Below are 20,001 nucleotides of genomic sequence, written 5' to 3'. Positions count from 1 at the left end.
GTGAAGATAGCAGATGCCGATATGCCGGAAGGCGCGCACCTTGGCGAAGCGCGCAACCATTGGCTGATTGGCTGGATCATCCCCCTCACAAGCCACCATATGGATGGGCTTTGCACGGACCAGAGGCTTCTCAGGTCATGGTGAAGCGGATGTTTGACATTGCCGGCGCCGCCACCGGCCTCATCCTGCTGTCGCCGCTGATGCTGATCCTGGTGATCCTGATCCGGCGCGGGATGGGGTCGCCTGTGCTGTTCCGCCAAACACGCCCCGGGCGCGATGGCAAGCCGTTTGAAATGATGAAATTCCGGACCATGCGGGATTCAACCGGAGCAAATGGCCAGCTATTGCCCGATAGCGAGCGGCTGACCCCGCTGGGCCGCAGCCTCAGATCCAGCTCGCTCGACGAACTGCCGGAACTGTGGAATGTGCTGAAAGGCGACATGAGCCTTGTCGGTCCGCGTCCGTTGCTGATGGAATATCTGCCGCTCTATTCCGCCGAACAGGCGCGCCGGCATAATGTCCGTCCCGGCGTTACCGGCTGGGCGCAAATCAATGGCCGCAACGCGATTTCCTGGGACGAAAAATTCGCACTTGATGTCTGGTATGTTGACAACCGGACTATCTGGCTTGATCTGAAGATCATCTGGCTCACGATCCGCAAGGTGCTGAAGCGCGAAGGCATCTCGGCAGCAGGGGAAGCGACCATGCCAAAATTTACCGGCCCGCAATCATGAAGCGACTGATCGGCGTCTATGGCGCATCCGGTTGTGGCCGGGGCATCCTGCCGTTGTTGCGCGGACAATATGCCGGAGCCGATCTGCTGTTCATCGATGACGGCCAGGCACCCGGCCGCGTGAACGGACAGGATATTGTCGACTGGCCCGCTTTTCTGGAGCGCGAAAATCGCGACAAGGCGGTATCGATTGCCATTGGGGATTCGAAAGTTCGTCAGCGTCTGGCTGATAAATGTGCCGCAGCAGATATTCCGTTGGTTGAAGCGCGGGCGGCATCGGTCGTGCAGATGGACGAAGTAGCGATTGGTCCGGGCGCCTGCCTCTCGCCTTTTGTAACGCTGACATCCAATATCTCGATCGGATGCTGTTTCCACGCCAATCTCTATTCCTATGTCGAACATGACTGTGTTGTCGGTGATTATGTCACCTTCGCCCCTGGCGCCAAGGCCAACGGCAATGTCACCATTGGCGACCATGCCTATATCGGTTCCGGCGCGATTCTGCGGCAGGGAATAACCATTGGTGCCGGCGCCACCGTCGGCATGGGCGCGGTTGTCATCCGGGATGTGGCGGCCGGCCAAACCGTTGTCGGCAATCCGGCCCGGCCACTAATCAAGGACTGATCATGCGCATCTATCTTTCACGCCCCCATATGTCCGGCAGGGAACAGGAATATGTAGCCGAGGCCTTTGCCTCGAACTTCGTTGCTCCACTGGGACCGCAGCTCGAGGCTTTCGAGGCCACCGTCGGCGAGTATCTCGGCGGCGACCTGCATTGCGTCGGCCTGTCTTCCGGTTCGGCCGCGCTGCACCTCGCGTTGCGCATCGCCGGTGTCGGCACCGGTGACGAGGTGTGGATTTCGTCCATGACCTTTGCCGGTGGCATCTTCCCGGTCAACTATCTCGGCGCAACGCCCCGTTTTTTCGATCTCGACCCGGCCAGCTGGACCATCGATATCGCGCGGCTCACCGACGAATTGGCCGTTGCCGACCGGGAAGATCGCCTGCCGAAAGCCATTGTCCCGACCGATCTCTATGGTCAATCCGTCGATCTCGACGCGCTTGAAACGCTGGCGGCACAATATGATATCCGGCTCGTTCTCGACAGCGCCGAAAGCCTCGGCGCCTGCTATCTGGGCGGGCGCAAGGCCGGCAGCGGCGGCGACGCAGCGATCCTGTCGTTCAACGGCAACAAGATCATAACCACCTCAGGCGGCGGCATGCTGGTCACCCGGCACAAGGACTGGGCCGAACAGGCGCGTTTTCTCGCGACCCAGGCGCGCGACCCTGCCCCGCATTACGAACATTCCACCTTCGGCTACAATTACCGGCTGTCAAATATCTGCGCCGCGATCGGTCTGGGACAGATGGCGGTGCTGGACGATCGCGTCGCCAGACGACGGACGATCTGTCAACGCTACCGCAAGGCCCTGTCCCGCCCAGGCATTGCCTTCATGCCGGAACCCGAAGGACAGCGTTCCACTTGCTGGCTTACCGCCCTGACCATCGACCCGGCATTGACCGGCGTATCGCGCGAAGACATCCGACTGATGCTGCTGGAGCATGAAATCGAAGCGCGACCGCTATGGAAACCGATGCATATGCAGCCCCTTTATACCGGCACACCCTATCATGGTGCCGGAATTGACGAAAGCTTGTTTGCAAACGGCCTGTGCCTGCCCTCGGGAAGCGACATGACGGATGATCAGCAAGACGAGGTTATCGAGCGGATCCAGATCCTGCTGGATAGAAAAGGCTAAGCGCAAGTCCCGTCAGCCGCTGGTGGATAAGCGGGCCTTGCGCGCTATGCTGATGCGCCGGACGGCTGCGTTTAAAATCAGCGTGCACTGATCTGGATGGAATGAATCTGCCCGTTCAGATTATCCTTGTCGGACCAGGCCCGCGCCAGCAGGGACAGGCGGACGGCTGCACAATCGGACGGCAGCGGTCCGACCGGGAAAATGCTGGGGCTTTTCGTCAGTGGCTGGTCAAAAAAGCCGGTCTCGCTATTCTCACATTGAAGCGCGATCCTGACGTCTTCAAGCTGTTCCACGGGCGAGATTTCATGCGTCACCCTGAGCGTGAAAGATTGCGGTACCGAAATGATCCGCTCGGCCAGAATGCCGGCTTTTCCTCGCCTGACAAAAAACTCCAGCCGCTCGGGATCATCGACAATTTGCGCGCGCTCTCCGGAACCTTTGTTGAGCCGCCAGTCAAACGGCGGCATTTCGCTGCTCCAGCCAAGCTTGCCCTGCCGGCTGGTCGTGCCAGCCAGATTGTCAGAACCTGGCCCGGAAATTCTCTGATAGAGTGCGAATGCCGAATCCAGGTCGCCGGCCCTGACCAACGCGTCCACTATGGCTCGGTCCGTGTCCGGTTCAACGGCCAGCTTGTCAAACAGGCTCATTCGCAATCGCGCGAGATTGAAGAGCGCGTCGCGATCCCCTGCTGCGGCTTGCAAGAACGGATTGGCCCAGTCCGGCTCGAGGCTCAACGCCTGCGCAAATTCCGGAACCGACCGTTCGTCCTTCAGCGCCTGAATCAGGATCGGAAACATGGTTTTCTGTTGCTCGGGCGAAACGGTCAGTATCTGGTTGAGCACTGCGATACTGTTGGCGAAATCATCGCGTGAGGCATATAGCAACAACAGATTGGACTGCAGCATCAGAGTGCGGCGGTTGAGTTCAGATGCGGCCAGCAAAATCCGGTTCTTTGCTCCCTCATCCCGTTGATCAAGGGCCAAAATCGTCCAGGATACCGGTGACAATGGTTCCTGTGCCAAAATCTTTCTGGCCAGGGGAGAAAGGGGTTCCTCTGCCTGGCTGTTGAGCCGGTCGAGGGCGACGCGCTCCAGTGCAAATCCGTTCAAGGGAAAGGCCCCTGCGGCAACGGCAGGCTGATCATTGGCGAGAGCATTGGTGAAGGCCTGCATGGCCAGCGCAGCGCTCAAAGCGACGGCCCCGACAGACAGGACAGCTGCTTTCATCCAGTTCATCTTGCTTGGATCAGCGCATTGATCATCGTTCAACTATCGTCTTTTTCACCATAGCTATGCCCGTAACCATAGCCATAACCATAGCCGTAGGTCTGATTGCGGTCATCCAGCTTGGTTACAATAGCACCGAATATGCGGGCACCACTGGTTTCGAGCCTGCTCAGAGCCTGCTGGATCGTCCGGATCTTGCCGCTATTGGCCTCGACCACGAAAACGACGCCATCGGCGACCGATGCAATCTCGAGTGCATCCGCCAGTCCCAGGACGGGCGGGCTATCGATGATGACATGATCATATCTGGTGCCCAGCTGCTCGAGCAGTGACTGCAGCCGCGTTCCGGCCAGCAATTCCCCCGGATTGGGTGGTTTCCGGCCACTGGGTAGAATATCGAACGGGTGCGAATCCAGCGAAACGATGCTTTTCGCGAAATCGTCATTCCCGGCCAGAAAGCCGCTCAATCCCACGCCCGGCTGGGGCACATTTTCAAAGATTTCGTGCAGGCCGGAATTGCGCAAATCGGCATCCATATACAATACCCGCTTGCCCAGATGGCCGAAGCTTTCGGCGACGGCAACCGCGGTGAGGGTCTTGCCTTCATCTGGCCGCGTACTAGTGAACATGATCGTACCGGGCGCGCCCTTGTCCGTCAGGAAATTCAGATTCGTCCGTGTTGCCTGATAGGCTTCGTTCAGTTCGGATTTCTTGTCCTCGAGCTGCTCATTGATAGCGTCTTCCGGAATCAGCGGAATGAGGCCCAGAACAGGCAGATCGAGAACCCGCTTCACATCGGCCGGGTTGCGGATACTCTGATCCATGGTTTCTCGGAGGATTACCAGAGCGCCACTCGCGAAGGCACCGAACAGGAAGGCCAGAAGCAGATTGCGTGTCAGAGACGGCTCATAGGGACTCCGCGCTATTTCGGCCTTGTCGACCATGACCATGTTGTTCTTGCCCGCGCCGACAACACCGACTTCCTTGAACCGTTGCAGAAGCGCATCATAAAGTTGACGGTTCGTATCGACTTCGCGTTTCAATATTCCGTACCGGACACCCTGCCCCTGCTGCCCCAGATAACCGGATTTGGCGCGATCAAATGCTCTTTGCAAGGCCTGCTCCTGGAGCAGAGCTTTCTGCAAGTTCGCCTGCAATTCTCTGGATATGTCTTGCGATGCCCCCTGCATCGAGGATTTCAGGGACGCCTCTTCCGCCTCCAGAGCGACGATCTGCGGATAAGAGGGACCGAATTGTGATTTCAGGCTGGCAAGCTTGGCCTGCACCTCGGACAACCGGGATTTCAGCACAGCCGATGTGCCGCCGGTTCCGGCTGCCGCCGCGCTCGCCCGCAAGGCGCTTTCGGCCTCGATCCGCGCCGCGGTTGCGCGCGCCAGATCTCCGCTCAAGGCGGAGAGTTCCGATGAAGCCAAAGTCTGGCCACCACCAGCGGATCCATCCTCTGAAGTGATTGGCGCGATATTCACGATCTCGTTTGCATTGGCATAGTCGATCAGTTCCTGTTCGGACCGTTCGAGCTTTTCCCGCATTTCCGAAATCTGGTCGCCAAGAAACTTCTGGGCCTGGGCATTGGAGCCGAATCTTTTGTCATAATTCATGCCCAGAAATTCTTGCGCCCAGAGATTGGCGATTTGAGCGGAAAGTTGCGCATCCGGGCTGGAAAAGCTGATATCGACCAGGTTCGAGAATTCGATTGGCTGAATGGAAATATCCGCGAGCAAAATATTGGCCGCGGCGGTGTCCGAGACTCCCTTTTCCCCCAGTCCGAAAGCTTCTTGAAACTTCTTGTCGCGAGTCAGATTACCGGCGCTGACAACCCGGTTGGCGAGGCTGCGGGACTGGAGAAGTTCATATTGGGTGGCAAAATACTGCCGGTCTTTCGAGATATTCTGCAGTTCGACGTCGCCGATATTGGTCACATCGGACTCGATCTGGCTGATCTCGATCCGCGCCGTCGACCGGTACAGAGGCGTCTGCAAGAGCGTCATGATCAAGCCGACCACGAGCGAAAAGACAATGATGCCGAGAATCACATAGCGCAGGTTGATGGCCTGCTGCCAGAAACGCTCCAGATCGTGGAGGCTTATGGAATCCGGCGCTTCCGCTTCAAATGGGTCACGTTCACCGGCTGATCTCGCAGTTTGGAGGTTCGTTGCCATTATTCAATCAACCTATCATCTTACTCTGTCGATCAGAACAGCAGTATTTGTTAGAAGCGGAACATATGCCAGCAGACCCTGCAGGAAACGTTTTGAAGGGGAATCGCCCACGGCAATTACGTCATTCGGATATATGGCGGGATCCGGGTAGTTTCCCCGCTGGATCGCGGTAAGATTATAGACACCGATATATTTCTGACCGTCTACCGTCCGCGATACCAGCACTTCCTGAGACTTCGCATAGTCCGAGAGGCCGCCGGCATTATAGACCGCGCGCAGCAAAGTGGGCGAGTTGGAGGATGTATAGGTTCCCGGTTTTTTCACTTCACCGCCGATCGAAACGGTCAACTCCGGCAATTTGGTCGGTCGAACGGTGACTTGCGGATTGAGAATATATTGCCCGCGCAATTTATCCTCGAGCACATCCTCGACTCCCGAAGGTGTCAATCCCTCCGTGTCGACCTGGCCAATCAAAGGAAAATTCAGCCGGCCCTGTTCATCCGGCAGATAGGTTCCGGACAGCAACTCCGATCCGAAAACAGCTATTTCCAGAGTTTCAAGCGGGCGGACCTGATAAGGCGACCCGGCAGTGCTGGCGGGAAGCTCTTCCAATGTGGTCAGCTCGATATCACTCGACATACCGATCGGTGCGGTTGCGCAGGCACTTAGCAGAGCCCCCGATATCGCTAAAATGAACAATTGTTTCAATTGGATTTTCATTTCCACTCTCTAATCCACACAACGGAATTCAGCCGTAAACAGCAATTTGCGATTAGGCAACCTCGATCCATCGCTATTTCCGAACGGGTGATGAACCTGCGTTCTCCGGAGCCAATGAACCGGGGGATTCTTCGGCCAGACAAGGGCCGAAAACGAGGGTGGATCATGGATCCCTGATGAAGCCGAGAGCTTCCGGATTGCGCCGCGCTGCAAGCAGCAGAGCCACGATCCAGACAGCGACCGCACTGAATAATGGCGTTCGCAGGGGATAGTCGACCAGACTGGCGACCCCCAATATGGTCATGATGCCGAACCAGAAAAACAGATGCGCGCGATTACTTGCGGTCAGGACGAACAGTTTCAGAACAGCAGCAAAATAGAAGAGGATTCCGGCAATCGCCAGCACCGCTACCGGCGCGCCCCCTTCGATGATCATCTGCAGCCAGTCATTATGCGCCTGATTGAAATAGCTGGGCATCAGCAATTCGTTCGGTTCATGAATGAAATAGGCCTTGTCGAACGTGCCAAAGCCGGTGCCGAACGGCCAATAGGTGCCGATCATTTCCAGCAGCGTCGGCATCGCGCTCGTCCGCAGGTTCGACATATTGTCAGCTTCGATCAGACGGGTGACAGCCGGGACGCGATCCGAGGCAAAGAACAGCAGAATCAGCGTCAGGCTGAACGCCACAATGGCAACCGAACCGATGATCGATGCGACTTTCCGGCTCTGCTTCATGCCGGGTCCCTTGGCATCCGCGGGCCTGAGATTATACAGGACCAGACCGAGGAAAAGCGCTATGCCGCCACATAGAAATCCGGCACGCGACCCGTTCAGGATCGACGACAGGAAAATCAGCAGATAGATGGTGACCAGGACCATGTTGGTATATTTCCTGTCGAGGCGGAAAAAGCGCCAGTTTTGCGAATAGATATAGCTGATGATCAGCAGCGCCACTGCCGAGAATACGCTGGAGTGATTGCGATTGGCGAAGAAACCGACGGCCTCTGTTGCATTGGTGAATTCATAGAAATAGAGCGGACCGCCGCTGGGACCGAGGATCTGCAGGATACCCAGCAGCGAATTGCCGAGAGCAATGACAATGATCAGCGCGAGAAAGTCCTTTTTCCGCCGGTTCGGATAGCGATGAAATAACAGAAGGGCCGCTAGCGGGACGATCAGCGCGGCCAGCGAATTGGCCGTTCGCGAAGGCGAAAAGGACAGCGGACGCGACAGGCCCCTCTGTCCGCCGGCCGCATCAAGCTTGGCGATCAGCGCCCGGCCCGGCAATTCGGACCATATTTGATAGGGCAAGGGTATGAGCTGGATGATCATCCAGACGGCCAGCACCGCCAGCCCCGCGTAAAGCGGCGCAAGCCCCTGAACCTTTTGTCCGCCCGCGCGACTCGCTCCAAGCTGATACAAAGCATAGCCGGCCACCAGGCAAGCGGCCGGCCGCAGCACTATCAGCTGCACCGCATCGCCGCGAACGCTGCCACCCAACAGGCAGATAGCAGTGATAAAAGCCCCCAGCACCAGCAGCAAAGCGCGGTCGGCAATCCCGCCTTTCGGAGCTATATTCCTGCTTTTTCTGTTATTCATCATGGCCCAAATATTGTGAACTGCAATCGCGATGGCGTGCGGAATTGATGATCGGGCGGGAACGGATAGTCAATGCAATTCATGTCGCATCGCGTGGCCGGCCCGCTTGAAACCAAGCCATCAGGCCATCAGCACGGTATGACGCGCAAACTTCCGGCAGCGCTCCACAAAAGAAGGAACCGGACGAATGCAGGGACCGGCACTATTCATGCGAACGGCCTGCTGCTCGATCACGCCGGTTTGGCCGCTTCAGCCTTGAAAGCGAGCGCAGGCGCGGCGTGCCTTAGCTCAGGCGGCGGTGGCGCTACCATGGCCACCGCCAGATCAAAAGCATCCACCCATGCAGCCCCGGGCCTAGTAAATGGTGAAATCAAAAATACGTGCCGTGAGCGCGCCTCCCGCGGCGCCACCGTTCAAGGCGTAGATAAAACCATATTCACCCTGCTCGAGAACTTCTTGGGCGACAACCTTGTAGACGCCGGGCCGGACAATCTCATAATCAAACTGGTGCTGATCCTTGTCCATCACACCGACTTTCGTACCACCGATATTCATGCTGCCGACCCGCGCTTCACGGCGTCCCTTTTTCTGTTTGAGCTTGATCAGCGTGAACTCGTTGGGAGAGTTGATTGTCTGGGCCGAACCGGATTGCCAGCTACTGGCCTGAACCACAGTGTCCGGATTGGATTCGTCAAAAAACATATAGAAAACAGGCGTCTGTGAATCTGTTCCCGCACGAGCCGTCTCATTGGGAATGGACGCCTTAACGCTCATCGACGCGAGGCCGCCGGTAATTGCGTAGCCCAATATACCACCGGTTTTGGCCTGATTGGAAATGGTAGAATCGATCCGCACCATTCTGGCGGCTTCCCCGGTCTCGTCCAGCAGGTACACGCCCGCCGGATGCGGGACCATGGGATCTGGCGAATCCGGCGCCATCGCCGGCGCACTCGCCTTGTTGCTTTCCTGCGCCTCGATCATCGCCGCGATAACGGCGCTCGAAACACCCTGGTTTTTCAGACTCACCATGGAATCGATCGACAGGTCATATTCGGAATCCGAAGTGCGGATTTTCGCGACAATGGCTTCATCGCCCAGGCCGAGGCCAATCATCGACAGCACCGTATCGTTGCTCAAGGTCTCTGCCATGGCAGGCACGGCAGTTAGGAGCGCCAGAATGGGCACCACAAGTTTCATTTTCACTGAATATTTCCCCCTTTTTATGTTTCATTATAATAATTTATCAGCGAGGCAAGAAGAAATAATGCGCGGTTCCGCTGCACGCGTTAAACGGTCTTGATGCCATTGCGCTTCATCGGCACCGGTTGACCGAGCGGCAAGCAAGCAGCACGAAGCGCTTCCACACCAACTGACAAAAAGCGGGCGAAGAAGTCAGCGATGGTCGGGAATTGGCGAGTGCGGAACACGGAGTTCGCTTGCTTTCAATCTTGCCCCGATTAAATGTCGGCCTTCGGTACATGGTCGCAGATCACATGATCTTGCCGCCGTGCTGGCCATTGTAAAACAAGGAAGCAAAATGAAAAATTCAGACGGGAAAGATCAAATCGTCAAAGACAACAAACTGACCTATGAAAAACCCGCGCTGATTGTTTTTTCAGATATGCGCGATGGAACTGAGGGAAAATATTACAACGCCCCGTCTGAGACCTCCAGTTATGGGCCGAGCTAAACCCGCCGCTGGTTAATGTGTTGCCCCTAGACCACTGCCCGGCGCGCGAAAAAGAATCCGTAACAACGTTATCGCTGCGGATTGACAGCTGGAAAATTTAGATTCCCCCCTATCTAGGCGCGCCTATTGGTTGCGGCAAACCTCTCCTGTGCCGTGGGGTTGGTTCTCCCGCCCCCACACATCTGGCCTGCAACTGGAGCCAGCAGCCCCCGCGATGTCGGAATTAATCCTCGACGTGCTGCCGTCGCTGTCAGCCCGGCCATATTTCTTTTTCACATATTATTACCCTCACCGTGGTCGGGCTAGCAGGGAACGGCAAGCGACGGCGCGTGACACGAACGTCGCCATTTCCAAAGGCCTAAGCTAAGGAATTGGCATTTTCAGCAATGATAGGAACAAGGGAGTGGAGGACACGGAGGGATTCGAACCCTCGAAGCCCGTAAAGGCTTGTCTCCTTAGCAAGGAGGTGGTTTCAGCCGCTCACCCACGTGTCCACGCAGTTTGGCTTGAAAAAGCGCTATAACGGCGGATAGCGCTGGCTGCAACGGGAAAATTGGCCCCTTTGGATTCCTGCCGGAAAAAATCCGGAACCGGTGAAAGCAGGGCTGGGGGGACTCGGATCGCCGCAGAATCGAGTCCGTTCGTCGTCCGTTCATTGCGTGGTCATAGTCGACGGCCGAGAGCCTGTATTCGGCTGGTAACCGGAAGGAGTTTGCCCATGTTACGGTTATGCTTGAAGAAATCATTGGGTCTATTTGCCATATTGGCTCTCGCCGGTGCACCGGCGCTGTCGCCCGCATCTGCGCAGGTCGAAACTGTCGATCCGAATGACGTGATCGATGCCGATCTGGCCGCACCCGATTATGACGGAAATTTTGAACCCGACAGCTCCCGGTCGGCCACCGTGGAGGATGCGCCACTGGATAGCGACCTCAATGCCGACATTATCGCCCCCTCCAGTTCGGCTGCAACCGGCGCTCAAGGCGGCGATAGCATCGGTGCAGCGATCGAGGACAGCAACACCTATCAGGACGATGACCTGATCGGCGCGGCCGAAGGCGTGTTCGGCAAGGGCGCAAAAGGCCTCGCCGAGGTGATCGAGGATATTCTCAAGAAGCAGGGCCGGCCCAATGCCTATATTGCGGGACGGGAAGCCAGCGGCGCTTTTGTCGTCGGATTGCGCTACGGTTCGGGCAAGCTTTATCACAAGGTCGAGGGCGAACGCCCGGTCTACTGGACCGGACCGTCCATCGGCTTTGATGTTGGCGGCAATGCCGCAAACACCTTCGTGCTGGTCTATAATCTCTATGACACCGAAGAACTTTATCAGCGCTTCCCGGCGGGCGAAGGCGCGGCCTATTTCATCGGCGGCTTCCACGTCAGCTACTTGCGTAGCGGTGACAAGGTTCTGATTCCGGTGCGACTCGGCGCGGGCCTGCGGCTTGGCGCCAATGTCGGCTATATGAAATTCAGCAAGAAGCAGAAATGGCTGCCGTTCTGACCGGCTCACCACCAACAGCCTGAGCGATACGGCCCGGCACGCCATCCCCTTCCCGCGGGGCCGCGACCGTCACGGGCGGGTTGCGATTTTGCTCAACCCCGCGACCGGACTTTTTCCATTCTCGCCAGATAGCGGGCCAATATATCAATCTCCAGATTAACCGCGCGGCCGGGCTCGAGCTCGCCGAGCGTTGTCACCTGTGCGGTGTGGGGAATGATATTGAGCGTGAACAATGCGCCCTCATCATCGTCGGCAACCGCGTTAACGGTCAGCGAGACGCCGTCGACCGTGATCGATCCCTTGGCGGCGATGAACGGCGCCAGATCTTTCGACACCCGGATCACGACTTCCCGCGAATCGCCGGCGGCGTTGCTCGAGGAGACGGTACCGACGCCGTCGACATGGCCGGTCACAATATGCCCGCCCAGTTCGTCTCCGACTTTCAGCGCCCGTTCCAGATTGAGTCTCCGTCCGGCGGCAAACTGGCCCTGCGCGGTGCACGAAAGGGTCTCGCCCGATACGTCGACGGCGAACCAGTCCGGCCCCTTGTCAACCACCGTCAGGCAGACACCGGAACAGGCGATCGAGGCCCCCATATCGACATCGTCCATAGCATAGCCGCACCGGACCACCACGCGCAGATCCCCGCGCTGGTCGACCGATTCAATGGTACCGATGTCTGAAACAATGCCTGTGAACATGCGCGATCCTATTTGCTGTGTCTATTTGCGACAAACCCGGCGGAACCTAGGCGGCGCGATCATATATCTCAAGCATATCCTGCCCGAGTTCGCGCCGGTCGGTGCGCCGCCACTGGCCATGCGCCTCACCCAGTTTTTCCAGCCCGATATCGCCGATGCAGGGCAGGCCGCCACCGATGATGATCGGGGCTCGATAGAGCAGCAGCCGGTCGACAAGCCCCGCCGCAAGAAAGGAGGTGGCGGTTTGTGCGCCGCCCTCGACCAGCAGCCAGTTGATATCGACCAGACCGGCAATCGCGGCCGGCTCGTTCAGCTGTAGCCAGTGCTCCGGCTTATCCTTGTCATTGCCAAGAACGACCGGTTGCGGCGATCGATCGGCCAGCCCGTCAAGCCGGACATCCAGCCCGGGCCGGTCCGCTCTGGCGGTGCCGGCGCCGACCAGGATCGCATCGCTGCGCGCTCGTTCAAGATGGGCATGCGCCCGTGCCTGATCGCCAGTGATCCACTGGCTGGAGCCGTCGGCCATCGCGATGCAGCCGTCTAGTGACATCGCAAGCTTGAGCGTGACAAAGGGACGACCATTCTCGACCCGGCACAGGAATCCCGCCATCGCGCGGCGCGCTTCCGGTTCTCTAATACCAACCGATACTGGAATGCCCGCTTCACCAAGCCGGTCAATGCCGCGGCGTCTCGTCCGCTCGTCGGCGTCGAGGGTGGCGACGATCACCCGTTTCGGTCTGGCCTCGATGATCACATTGCTGCAGGTCGGACCGCGAGTACTTTCATGCGCACAGGGTTCCATCGTGACAAAGATATCCGCGCCCCGGGCGGCGGTTCCGGCTTCGGCCAGCGCCATCGCCTCGGCATGCGGACGACCACCCTGCTGGGTCCAGCCGCGACCTACGACGACGCCCTTTTTCACGATGACGCAGCCGACATTGGGATTGGCACCGGTCCGGCCACGTCCCCGCTCCGACAGAGCCAGTGCAACAGCCATGAAATGTGCGTCGCCGGGGGGGGTCAGCATTGCAGACCGGCCGGGCGATCGACTTCAACCTCACCTCGCGCCAGACGTTCGGCTTCGATATCTGCCTCGATCGCCTCGACATCCATGCCGGACATCCGGCCCAGCTCCTTCATTGATTCGCGCCGTTTGGCTGCCAGCTTGTCCTTCAGGCACTGGACCTGCCAGCGGTCCTGCAGAATTTCCTCGTCGGTGCGATCATGTGTCCAGTTTTCGACATAAACGACCTCCTGCGGTACATAAGTGTAGGTATTTACCTTGGGATCGAGCCAGAAAAGGAACAGTATGAACGAGGTGCAGGCAATCGCCATCACCGCGGGAAGCAGACGCTCCCCCGGTTCACTCTGGCGAAAAACGGCAACCAGATCACCAAAACCGCCGGTAACGGATACATCTTTCAACATTCCCATGGCGTTCAGATAGTGCGGCAACGGCCGGATGACCAGCCCTTCCCGCAAATTTGCCGCGGGAAAGCGCTGGTCGACCGGCTGGCCCGTAGATCAACTGTTGATTTCAAAGCGGACTTTCAGGGTTATCCAGCTTTCAAAAGGCTTGCCATCTCTGGTTTCCGGGGTGAAGCGCCATTTGCTCAGCGCCTGTCTGCGCGTAGCTTCCCAGAAATCCTCATGCGGCGCATCGATCAGTTTGATTTGCTTGACCCGGCCGTCCGTCCCGACCAGTACCCGGACGCTGACTTCGCCTTCCCGCTCCAGCCGCAACTGGCCCGGCGGATAGGCAGGCTGGAACCGGTCCGCATAGCGAGTGTTAAGCCGTGCGCCGACAATCACCGGATCGGGTTTGATGGTGATGGTTTCCAGGGGTATTACCATGCCTTCTCCTACCGAGGCGCTGGCCAGACTGGTCGTTGCATATTGATCTTTTGGAATCGGCGGCAAGTCGGTTATCCGGGGTTCTGGTGCGGTTTTCCGTACAGGCGCCGCTGTTCTGACGTCTGGCTTCACTTCTTCGACCACCGGTTCTGGAGTCGGCTGCACTCTCTCGGGGATAGCCAGGATCGTGCCTTCGAATCTATCCGGCACCACGATCGCCGGCATCGCGATCACCGCCGCGACGATCGCCGCATGCACGGCGCCGGTCATTATCAGGCCTTTCGAACGCGGAATTTTATTTTCATATACAGATACATAGCTCATGATACTGTCCTCTCAACCATCCTCAACATGGCGGAGCGGCTCCGTGCCTTTTCGACTATCACACCGCAGCGCCGATTGTAATGTTATACTATTACATAGTAAAATGCAATCAGGGGTGGTTGCAGCCGCAAATCCAGCTATAGAAAATCATGTTAACTTATTGATATTGATAGTCTTGTTAGCGCTTCTTCGCGGCCAATCAGAGGCAGCAAAACATTCATGTCGGGGCCATGATCCAGTCCCGTCAGAGCTTGCCGCAGCGGCATGAACAGGGGCTTGCCCTTGCGGCCCGTCGCTTCCTTTAGCGTGCCGGTCAGCTCTTTCCACAAGCCGGAAGATGCTTCCAGTTCTTCCAGCTCTCTATGGGCGACCGACAGAAATTCACGGTCTTCCGGCGAAAATTCTGGCGGCGCAACTGGACCGGTCACCACCTGCCACCACTTGTCGACATCGCCCATATCATGCAGGTTCGGCCGGATCACCGCCCAGCCGTCAGCATCCATGGACTCCGGCAGCCGGTCCTTCACATCCGCATAGTCCAGCAGATGAACAATCTTCTGGTTGAGCTGCACCAGTTCCTCGTCGTCAAACCGCGCCGGTGCCCGGCCAAAGCGGGCAAAGTCGAAGGTCGCGATCAGCTGCTCGACGTCGGCAATCGGTTCCACCGGATCGCTGGTCCCGATACGGGCGAGCAAGGCAACGATCGCTTGTGGCTCGATATGCTTCTCGCGAAAGCCGCTGACGCCGAGCGAGCCGAGCCGCTTGGACAGCTTGCCTTCGGTCCCGACCAGCAGGGCTTCATGGGCGAATTCCGGGGGTTTTGCGCCAAGTGCTTCAAACATCTGTATCTGCACCGCGGTGTTGGCAACATGATCCTCGCCACGCACAACGTGGCTGATCTCCATCTCGATATCGTCTATCGCCGAGGGCAGCATATAGAGCCAGCTGCCATCCTCGCGCAGGATGACCGGATCGGACAACAGGGCCGGATCGAAATTCTGATCACCCCTTATCAGGTCGGACCAGACGATCGGATTTTCGTGATCCAGCTTGAAGCGCCAGTGCGGCTTGCGCCCCTCGGCTTCAAAGGCGGCAATCTGGTCTGGCGTCAGGTCGAGCGCGGCCCGGTCATAGATCGGCGGCTTGCCCCGGCCGAGCTGGATCTTGCGCTTCAGGTCCAGTTCCTGCGCCGTCTCATAGGCCGGATAGACCCGGCCATCGGCCTTCAGCTTCGCCAGATGCTCTTCATAACGGTCAAAGCGGGCAGACTGACGCTGCTCTTCGTCAGCGGTCAGACCGAGCCATGCCAGATCGGCACGGATCGCCTCGACATATTCCTCTTTCGATCGTTCGCCATCGGTATCGTCGAGCCGCAACAGAAAGGTTCCGCCCTGTTTCTTCGCGAACATCCAGTTGTGCAGCGCCGTCCGGATATTGCCGACATGGAGGTGGCCCGTGGGAGACGGGGCAAAGCGGGTTTTTATGGTCATACGGTCCTGAATGCGTTGGTGATCGGATAGCGCCGGTCACGGCCGAAATTTCTGGTGCCCAGCTTGACGCCCGGAGGAGCCTGGCGGCGCTTATATTCGGCGATATAGAGCAGCCGCTCGATCCGCACCACCGTTTCGCGGTCAAACCCGCGCGCGACCATGTCGTTGACCGATAATTCTTCCTCGATCAGCCCGTGCAGCAGCGGATCGAGAATCTCGTAATCCGGCAGACTGTCGCTGTCTTTCTGGTCTTCCCGCAATTCCGCGCTTGGCGGTTTGGTGATGACCGTTTCCGGCATCACCGGCCCGTCGGGACCGAGACCGAGGCTCGGCTTGTTGCGGTTGCGCCAGGAGGACAGTTTGAAGACGGTCAGCTTGTAGGCGTCCTTGAGCACCGAATAGCCACCCGCCATATCGCCATAGATGGTGGCATAGCCGACGCTCATCTCGCTCTTGTTGCCGGTGGTCAGCAGCATATGGCCGAACTTGTTCGACAGTGCCATCAGCGTCACGCCGCGGATCCGCGACTGGATGTTTTCTTCGGTAATATCGACATTGCTGTCGGCGAAACTGTCCTCGAGCATCGCATCAAAGCCTTCAACCGCCGGGTTGATCGGAATGGTGTCCAGCCTGGTACCCAGCATTTCGGCACAACCCGCCGCGTCATCCAGGCTTTCCTGCGAGGTGAAGCGCGAGGGCATCATGACATTCCAGACCCGGTCCGCGCCCAGGGCATCGACGGCTACCGCAGCCGACAGGGCGCTGTCGATCCCGCCCGACAGTCCGAGCAACACGCCCGGAAACCGGTTCCGGTTCACATAGTCGCGCAAGCCGACGATCATCGCGTTGTAGATATCGGCCGGATGATCATCCAGTTGATGGATATCTCCCGGCGCACAGGTCCATTCGCCGTCTTCCCGCGACCAGTGGGTATCGACGATCGCTTCGTCCCAGTCCGGCAACTGGTGCATCACGCTCGCATCGCCATTGAGCACGAAACTGGCACCATCGAAGACAATCTCGTCCTGTCCGCCGACCCGGTTCAGGAACAACAGCGGTATAGCCGTTTCCCGTACCCGCTTCGTCGCCACCTGTCCCAGACGCTTGTCGTCCTTCTCGATCTCGTACGGACTGCCGTGCACGGAAATAAACAGCTCGGCACCCTGCGCCTTGAGATGCTCGCACACGGTCGGAAACCAGACATCCTCGCAGATCGGCAATCCGATCCTGCAGCCTTTGAATTGAATAGGTTCCGGCAGCGGGCCGGAGGCGAAGAGCCGCTTTTCATCAAATGTGCCGTAATTCGGCAATTCGACCTTGTAGCGGATGTCCCTGACATGCCCGCCTTCGAGCAGGGCGATGCCATTGTAGAGCCTGTCATCCTCGCGGAACACCGATCCGACCAGCATCGCCGGTCCCGGCCCCGCAGTCGCCGCGGCCAGCCGGTTGAGTTCCGCCTCCGCCCGCTCCCAGACCGCCGGCTTCAGCACCAGATCTTCCGGCGGATAGCCGATCAGCTGCAATTCGGGAAAGACAATCAGATCGCTATCCGGCTTGCTGCCGTGCGCCGCAATCATCGCATCGGCATTGCCGCGCAGATCGCCGACACTCTGAGTCAGTTGCGCCATGGTGATGATAAGCTTGTCGGTCATCGGGCCCTGATAGAAAGGGGCGGCATGATCGGCAAATGATTTATCCAAAAACGAGATTGCCGAGAATGCGGTCCGGAATGAACGAAAAAATTCCCGCGATGATCAGGCCGATATAGGGCCCCTGCATGGCTCGATAATGTTCCTTGATATTGCCGATCCGCGCCTGCCAGACGCCGAGCGGAATCGAGACCAGAGTAACCACCGCAAATATATGGATGAACCCGAGATGTGTTCCGAACAAGCCCGAACCATCGCTGCGGCCCAGCCAGAAGCTGGTGATCGCAGTTGTCATCATCAAGCCACCCCACGTCCGGCCCAGGATCTTGTGTAGACGATCCCCCTTGCGTCTGAGCAGAATGTAGGCGCCTAGGGGCAGCGCCGGAATTACAGTGGCCAGATGCAGGATGACCGGCAGCGTCAACCTGTCAGAGACGCTGGCGGCCGCTGCGGCGTTGCCGGATCCGAAATTGGTCAATGCCATCAGCAGCAACGTGAGCAATATGGTTGCCCCAGCGATCATGATCATCCCCGGTACGGAATATCCTTTAGCGATGCTGCTGTTATCTGACATATAGGCATTCCTTGTTATCGTTTGATTTCAAGAACATGGACCTTTTATCTGCTTGTCGCTATTGCCCATACGGCTACCGCCATATTTCTTCGTGAAATGGCTTGAAAACCGGAACTTGCCCGTTGGCGAAACGCGAACGGGTAGCTAAAGAAACCCTCGTGACCATGACTTGGCAAAAACAACTGGCGATCGAGTTGCTCGTTATCAGCGGCATCGGCCTGATCATGGGCCTGCTCGGTCCTTTCGGCACTTATGCGATGCCGTTTGCGCTACGATTGGCCTATTGGGTAATATTCATCCTCGTTGGTTATTTGATATTCCGGCCGATCAGCTTCGCCGCTATCTGGCTGCACGAAGCGACCACTGTTCCTTACTGGGGTGCCATGACCATGGCACTGCTCGTCGCAGGCTTACCGCTATCGATGATGATCGGTTTCATGATCAACGGTTTTCGCTGGCAGGGACTGATGTTCAGTGACGATTTTGCCCTGCTCTATCTTCAGGTTATCGGTATCGGCCTGGGCATTTCTCTGGTCATGCGAAACTTGTTTCCGCGAGAGTATCGGTCGACCGGCGATCAGGGTGACGGAGAAGGGCCTGATCATACCCTGCCACTGCCAGCCCTGTACAACCGGCTGCCGCAGGGCTTTCCCGACACGATACTCGCGCTCGGCGTAGAAGACCATTATGTCCGCGTCCACGCAACAGAGCGCAGCGAGATGCTGTTAATGCGATTGGGCGACGCAATTCGCGAGATGGAACACATCGAGGGCCATCAGGTCCACCGCAGCTGGTGGGTTGCGGCCGAAGCCGTGGCGTCGGCAAAGCGGCAGGATCGCAACTGGCGGTTGCTGCTCACCAATAGTCTGGAAATTCCGGTTGCCCGCAACCGGGTGGCCGCTCTCAAACAAATAGGATGGATTAAATGAAAAGCCTCTTTTGATTCAGCTAGCACCTGTTTAACAGGGTCGCAAAATCATCACGAGGTTCCGTTGGAGATTCTGGCGGGCCGCTGGATCGGGGAACACAATTATGAAACTCATGTCGGGCAACAGCAATCTGCCCCTTGCAACGGAAATTGCAGCATATCTGGATATTCCGCTCACCGACGCCAGCGTCAAGCGCTTTGCCGACGATGAAATCTTTATCGAAATTCATGAAAATGTTCGGGGCGAGGACGTGTTTGTAGTCCAGTCGACCAGCCATCCCGCCAATGACAATCTGATGGAATTGCTGATCAGCATCGATGCCTTGCGCCGCGCGTCAGCCAAGCGCATCACCGCGGTCATCCCCTATTTCGGCTACGCGCGGCAGGACCGGAAGCCGGGACCCCGCACGCCGATTTCGGCCAAGCTGGTTGCCAATCTGATCACCGAAGCCGGTGCCGACCGGGTCCTGACCGTCGACCTTCATGCCGGCCAGATCCAGGGTTTTTTCGATATTCCGACCGACAATCTCTACGGCGCCCCGGTGATCAGCGAAGACATCAAGTCGCGTCACGCCGACAAGGATATCATGGTTGTTTCCCCCGACGTTGGCGGCGTGGTGCGCGCCAGGGCGCTGGCGAAACGGCTCGACAACGCCCCTCTCGCCATCGTCGACAAGCGCCGCGAACGGGCTGGCGTGTCCGAAGTGATGAATATAATCGGTGATGTGGAAGGTCGTTTCTGCGTCATGATCGACGATATTGCAGACAGCGCCGGCACTCTCTGCAACGCCGCCGATGCCCTGATCGCGGCAGGCGCGACCGATGTTGCGGCCTATATCACGCACGGCGTTCTTTCCGGCAAGGCGGTCGAACGGGTCAACAACTCCTCGCTGCGCAAGCTGATCATCACCGATACCATCCGCGCGCCGCAATCCGCGCTCGATTCGAACCGGATTCGCATCCTGCCGATCGCCCCTCTGTTGGGAGAGGCGATCAAGCGAATTGCGGACGAAAGCTCGGTGAGCAGCCTTTTTGACTAGTCGGGAGAGCATTTTTCCGATTTCGGGAGAG

General features: G+C 58.0%; 20 protein-coding genes and 1 tRNA gene. 8 read left to right on the top strand and 13 right to left on the bottom strand.

Annotated features, from left to right (window positions below; translation table 11 throughout):
• Genes BOSE62_RS13400 through BOSE62_RS13385 form a run of 4 tightly spaced genes read left to right on the top strand, consistent with a single transcriptional unit; the run spans position 1 to position 2,493 of the window.
• Positions 1-144, top strand: coding sequence for a hypothetical protein (locus BOSE62_RS13400; RefSeq protein WP_201295736.1), 144 nt, complete (start codon positions 1-3; stop codon positions 142-144).
• Between the two features lie 5 nt (positions 145-149).
• Positions 150-734, top strand: coding sequence for a sugar transferase (locus BOSE62_RS13395; protein ID WP_321326641.1), 585 nt, complete (start codon positions 150-152; stop codon positions 732-734).
• Positions 731-1,357 (top strand): acetyltransferase, encoded by a 627-nt coding sequence (locus BOSE62_RS13390; RefSeq protein ID WP_159647016.1) that lies wholly within the window; start codon positions 731-733, stop codon positions 1,355-1,357. The genes BOSE62_RS13395 and BOSE62_RS13390 overlap by 4 nt, the downstream gene beginning before the upstream one ends.
• A 2-nt stretch (positions 1,358-1,359) precedes the next feature.
• Entirely contained in the window at positions 1,360-2,493 is a 1,134-nt protein-coding gene (locus BOSE62_RS13385) for a DegT/DnrJ/EryC1/StrS family aminotransferase (RefSeq protein ID WP_328799782.1), read from the top strand.
• 77 nt (positions 2,494-2,570) lie between these two features.
• Here BOSE62_RS13385 and BOSE62_RS13380 read toward each other — a convergent pair whose 3' ends face one another.
• From BOSE62_RS13380 to BOSE62_RS13360, 5 genes are all read right to left on the bottom strand, one after another.
• Positions 2,571-3,719, bottom strand: coding sequence for a hypothetical protein (locus BOSE62_RS13380; protein ID WP_159647014.1), 1,149 nt, complete (start codon positions 3,717-3,719; stop codon positions 2,571-2,573).
• Positions 3,720-3,757: 38 nt separating this feature from the next.
• Positions 3,758-5,899 carry a GumC family protein gene (locus tag BOSE62_RS13375; RefSeq protein ID WP_159647012.1) on the bottom strand — a complete coding sequence of 714 codons (2,142 nt, stop codon included), beginning with the start codon at positions 5,897-5,899 and terminating at the stop codon, positions 3,758-3,760.
• A gap of 15 nt (positions 5,900-5,914) precedes the next feature.
• Positions 5,915-6,619 (bottom strand): polysaccharide biosynthesis/export family protein, encoded by a 705-nt coding sequence (locus tag BOSE62_RS13370; RefSeq protein ID WP_159647010.1) that lies wholly within the window; start codon positions 6,617-6,619, stop codon positions 5,915-5,917.
• Between the two features lie 163 nt (positions 6,620-6,782).
• A complete protein-coding gene (locus BOSE62_RS13365; RefSeq protein WP_159647008.1) occupies positions 6,783-8,222 on the bottom strand; it encodes an O-antigen ligase family protein in 1,440 nt (479 codons plus the stop codon).
• 351 nt (positions 8,223-8,573) lie between these two features.
• A complete protein-coding gene (locus tag BOSE62_RS13360) occupies positions 8,574-9,416 on the bottom strand; it encodes a hypothetical protein (RefSeq protein WP_159648049.1) in 843 nt (280 codons plus the stop codon).
• A gap of 340 nt (positions 9,417-9,756) precedes the next feature.
• Between BOSE62_RS13360 and BOSE62_RS13355 the strand changes: the two genes are divergently transcribed.
• Complete coding sequence (locus BOSE62_RS13355) at positions 9,757-9,909, top strand: hypothetical protein (protein WP_159647006.1); 153 nt, start codon at positions 9,757-9,759, stop codon at positions 9,907-9,909.
• 404 nt (positions 9,910-10,313) lie between these two features.
• Here the strand turns inward: BOSE62_RS13355 and BOSE62_RS13350 are convergent.
• A tRNA-Ser gene (locus BOSE62_RS13350) sits at positions 10,314-10,403 on the bottom strand.
• Positions 10,404-10,627: 224 nt separating this feature from the next.
• On the opposite strand from BOSE62_RS13350, the gene BOSE62_RS13345 reads away from it, so the two are divergent.
• Positions 10,628-11,410, top strand: coding sequence for a DUF1134 domain-containing protein (locus tag BOSE62_RS13345; RefSeq protein ID WP_159647004.1), 783 nt, complete (start codon positions 10,628-10,630; stop codon positions 11,408-11,410).
• Positions 11,411-11,502: 92 nt separating this feature from the next.
• Here the strand turns inward: BOSE62_RS13345 and BOSE62_RS13340 are convergent, their stop codons facing one another.
• From BOSE62_RS13340 to BOSE62_RS13310, 7 genes are all read right to left on the bottom strand, one after another.
• Positions 11,503-12,111 carry a riboflavin synthase gene (locus BOSE62_RS13340; protein WP_159647002.1) on the bottom strand — a complete coding sequence of 203 codons (609 nt, stop codon included), beginning with the start codon at positions 12,109-12,111 and terminating at the stop codon, positions 11,503-11,505.
• Between the two features lie 46 nt (positions 12,112-12,157).
• Positions 12,158-13,138, bottom strand: a complete 981-nt coding sequence (ribD, locus tag BOSE62_RS13335) for a bifunctional diaminohydroxyphosphoribosylaminopyrimidine deaminase/5-amino-6-(5-phosphoribosylamino)uracil reductase RibD (protein WP_159647000.1) — start codon at positions 13,136-13,138, stop codon at positions 12,158-12,160.
• Entirely contained in the window at positions 13,132-13,539 is a 408-nt protein-coding gene (locus BOSE62_RS13330; protein WP_159646998.1) for a hypothetical protein, read from the bottom strand. Before BOSE62_RS13330 ends, ribD begins: the two co-directional genes overlap by 7 nt.
• A 96-nt stretch (positions 13,540-13,635) precedes the next feature.
• The gene (locus BOSE62_RS13325) at positions 13,636-14,289 is read right to left on the bottom strand and encodes an energy transducer TonB (protein ID WP_159646996.1); all 654 of its coding nucleotides are present in this window, start codon (positions 14,287-14,289) and stop codon (positions 13,636-13,638) included.
• 152 nt (positions 14,290-14,441) lie between these two features.
• Positions 14,442-15,779, bottom strand: a complete 1,338-nt coding sequence (gltX, locus tag BOSE62_RS13320; protein WP_159646994.1) for a glutamate--tRNA ligase — start codon at positions 15,777-15,779, stop codon at positions 14,442-14,444.
• Positions 15,776-17,431, bottom strand: a complete 1,656-nt coding sequence (locus tag BOSE62_RS13315) for an NAD+ synthase (protein WP_159648048.1) — start codon at positions 17,429-17,431, stop codon at positions 15,776-15,778. The genes gltX and BOSE62_RS13315 overlap by 4 nt, the downstream gene beginning before the upstream one ends.
• A gap of 40 nt (positions 17,432-17,471) precedes the next feature.
• Entirely contained in the window at positions 17,472-18,002 is a 531-nt protein-coding gene (locus BOSE62_RS13310) for a DUF2306 domain-containing protein (RefSeq protein ID WP_159646992.1), read from the bottom strand.
• Positions 18,003-18,166: 164 nt separating this feature from the next.
• Here BOSE62_RS13310 and BOSE62_RS13305 point away from each other — a divergent pair, with 164 nt between their 5' ends.
• Both BOSE62_RS13305 and BOSE62_RS13300 read left to right on the top strand, forming a co-directional pair.
• A complete protein-coding gene (locus BOSE62_RS13305; RefSeq protein ID WP_159646990.1) occupies positions 18,167-18,931 on the top strand; it encodes a LytTR family DNA-binding domain-containing protein in 765 nt (254 codons plus the stop codon).
• A 103-nt stretch (positions 18,932-19,034) separates the two neighbouring features.
• Positions 19,035-19,970, top strand: coding sequence for a ribose-phosphate pyrophosphokinase (locus BOSE62_RS13300; protein ID WP_159646989.1), 936 nt, complete (start codon positions 19,035-19,037; stop codon positions 19,968-19,970).
• The last annotated feature ends 31 nt before the right edge of the window (positions 19,971-20,001 follow it).

The organism is Sphingorhabdus sp. 109 (assembly GCF_902506555.1).
Taxonomy (GTDB): Bacteria; Pseudomonadota; Alphaproteobacteria; order Sphingomonadales; family Sphingomonadaceae; genus Parasphingorhabdus.
This window is presented reverse-complemented; position numbering and strand designations above follow the sequence as displayed.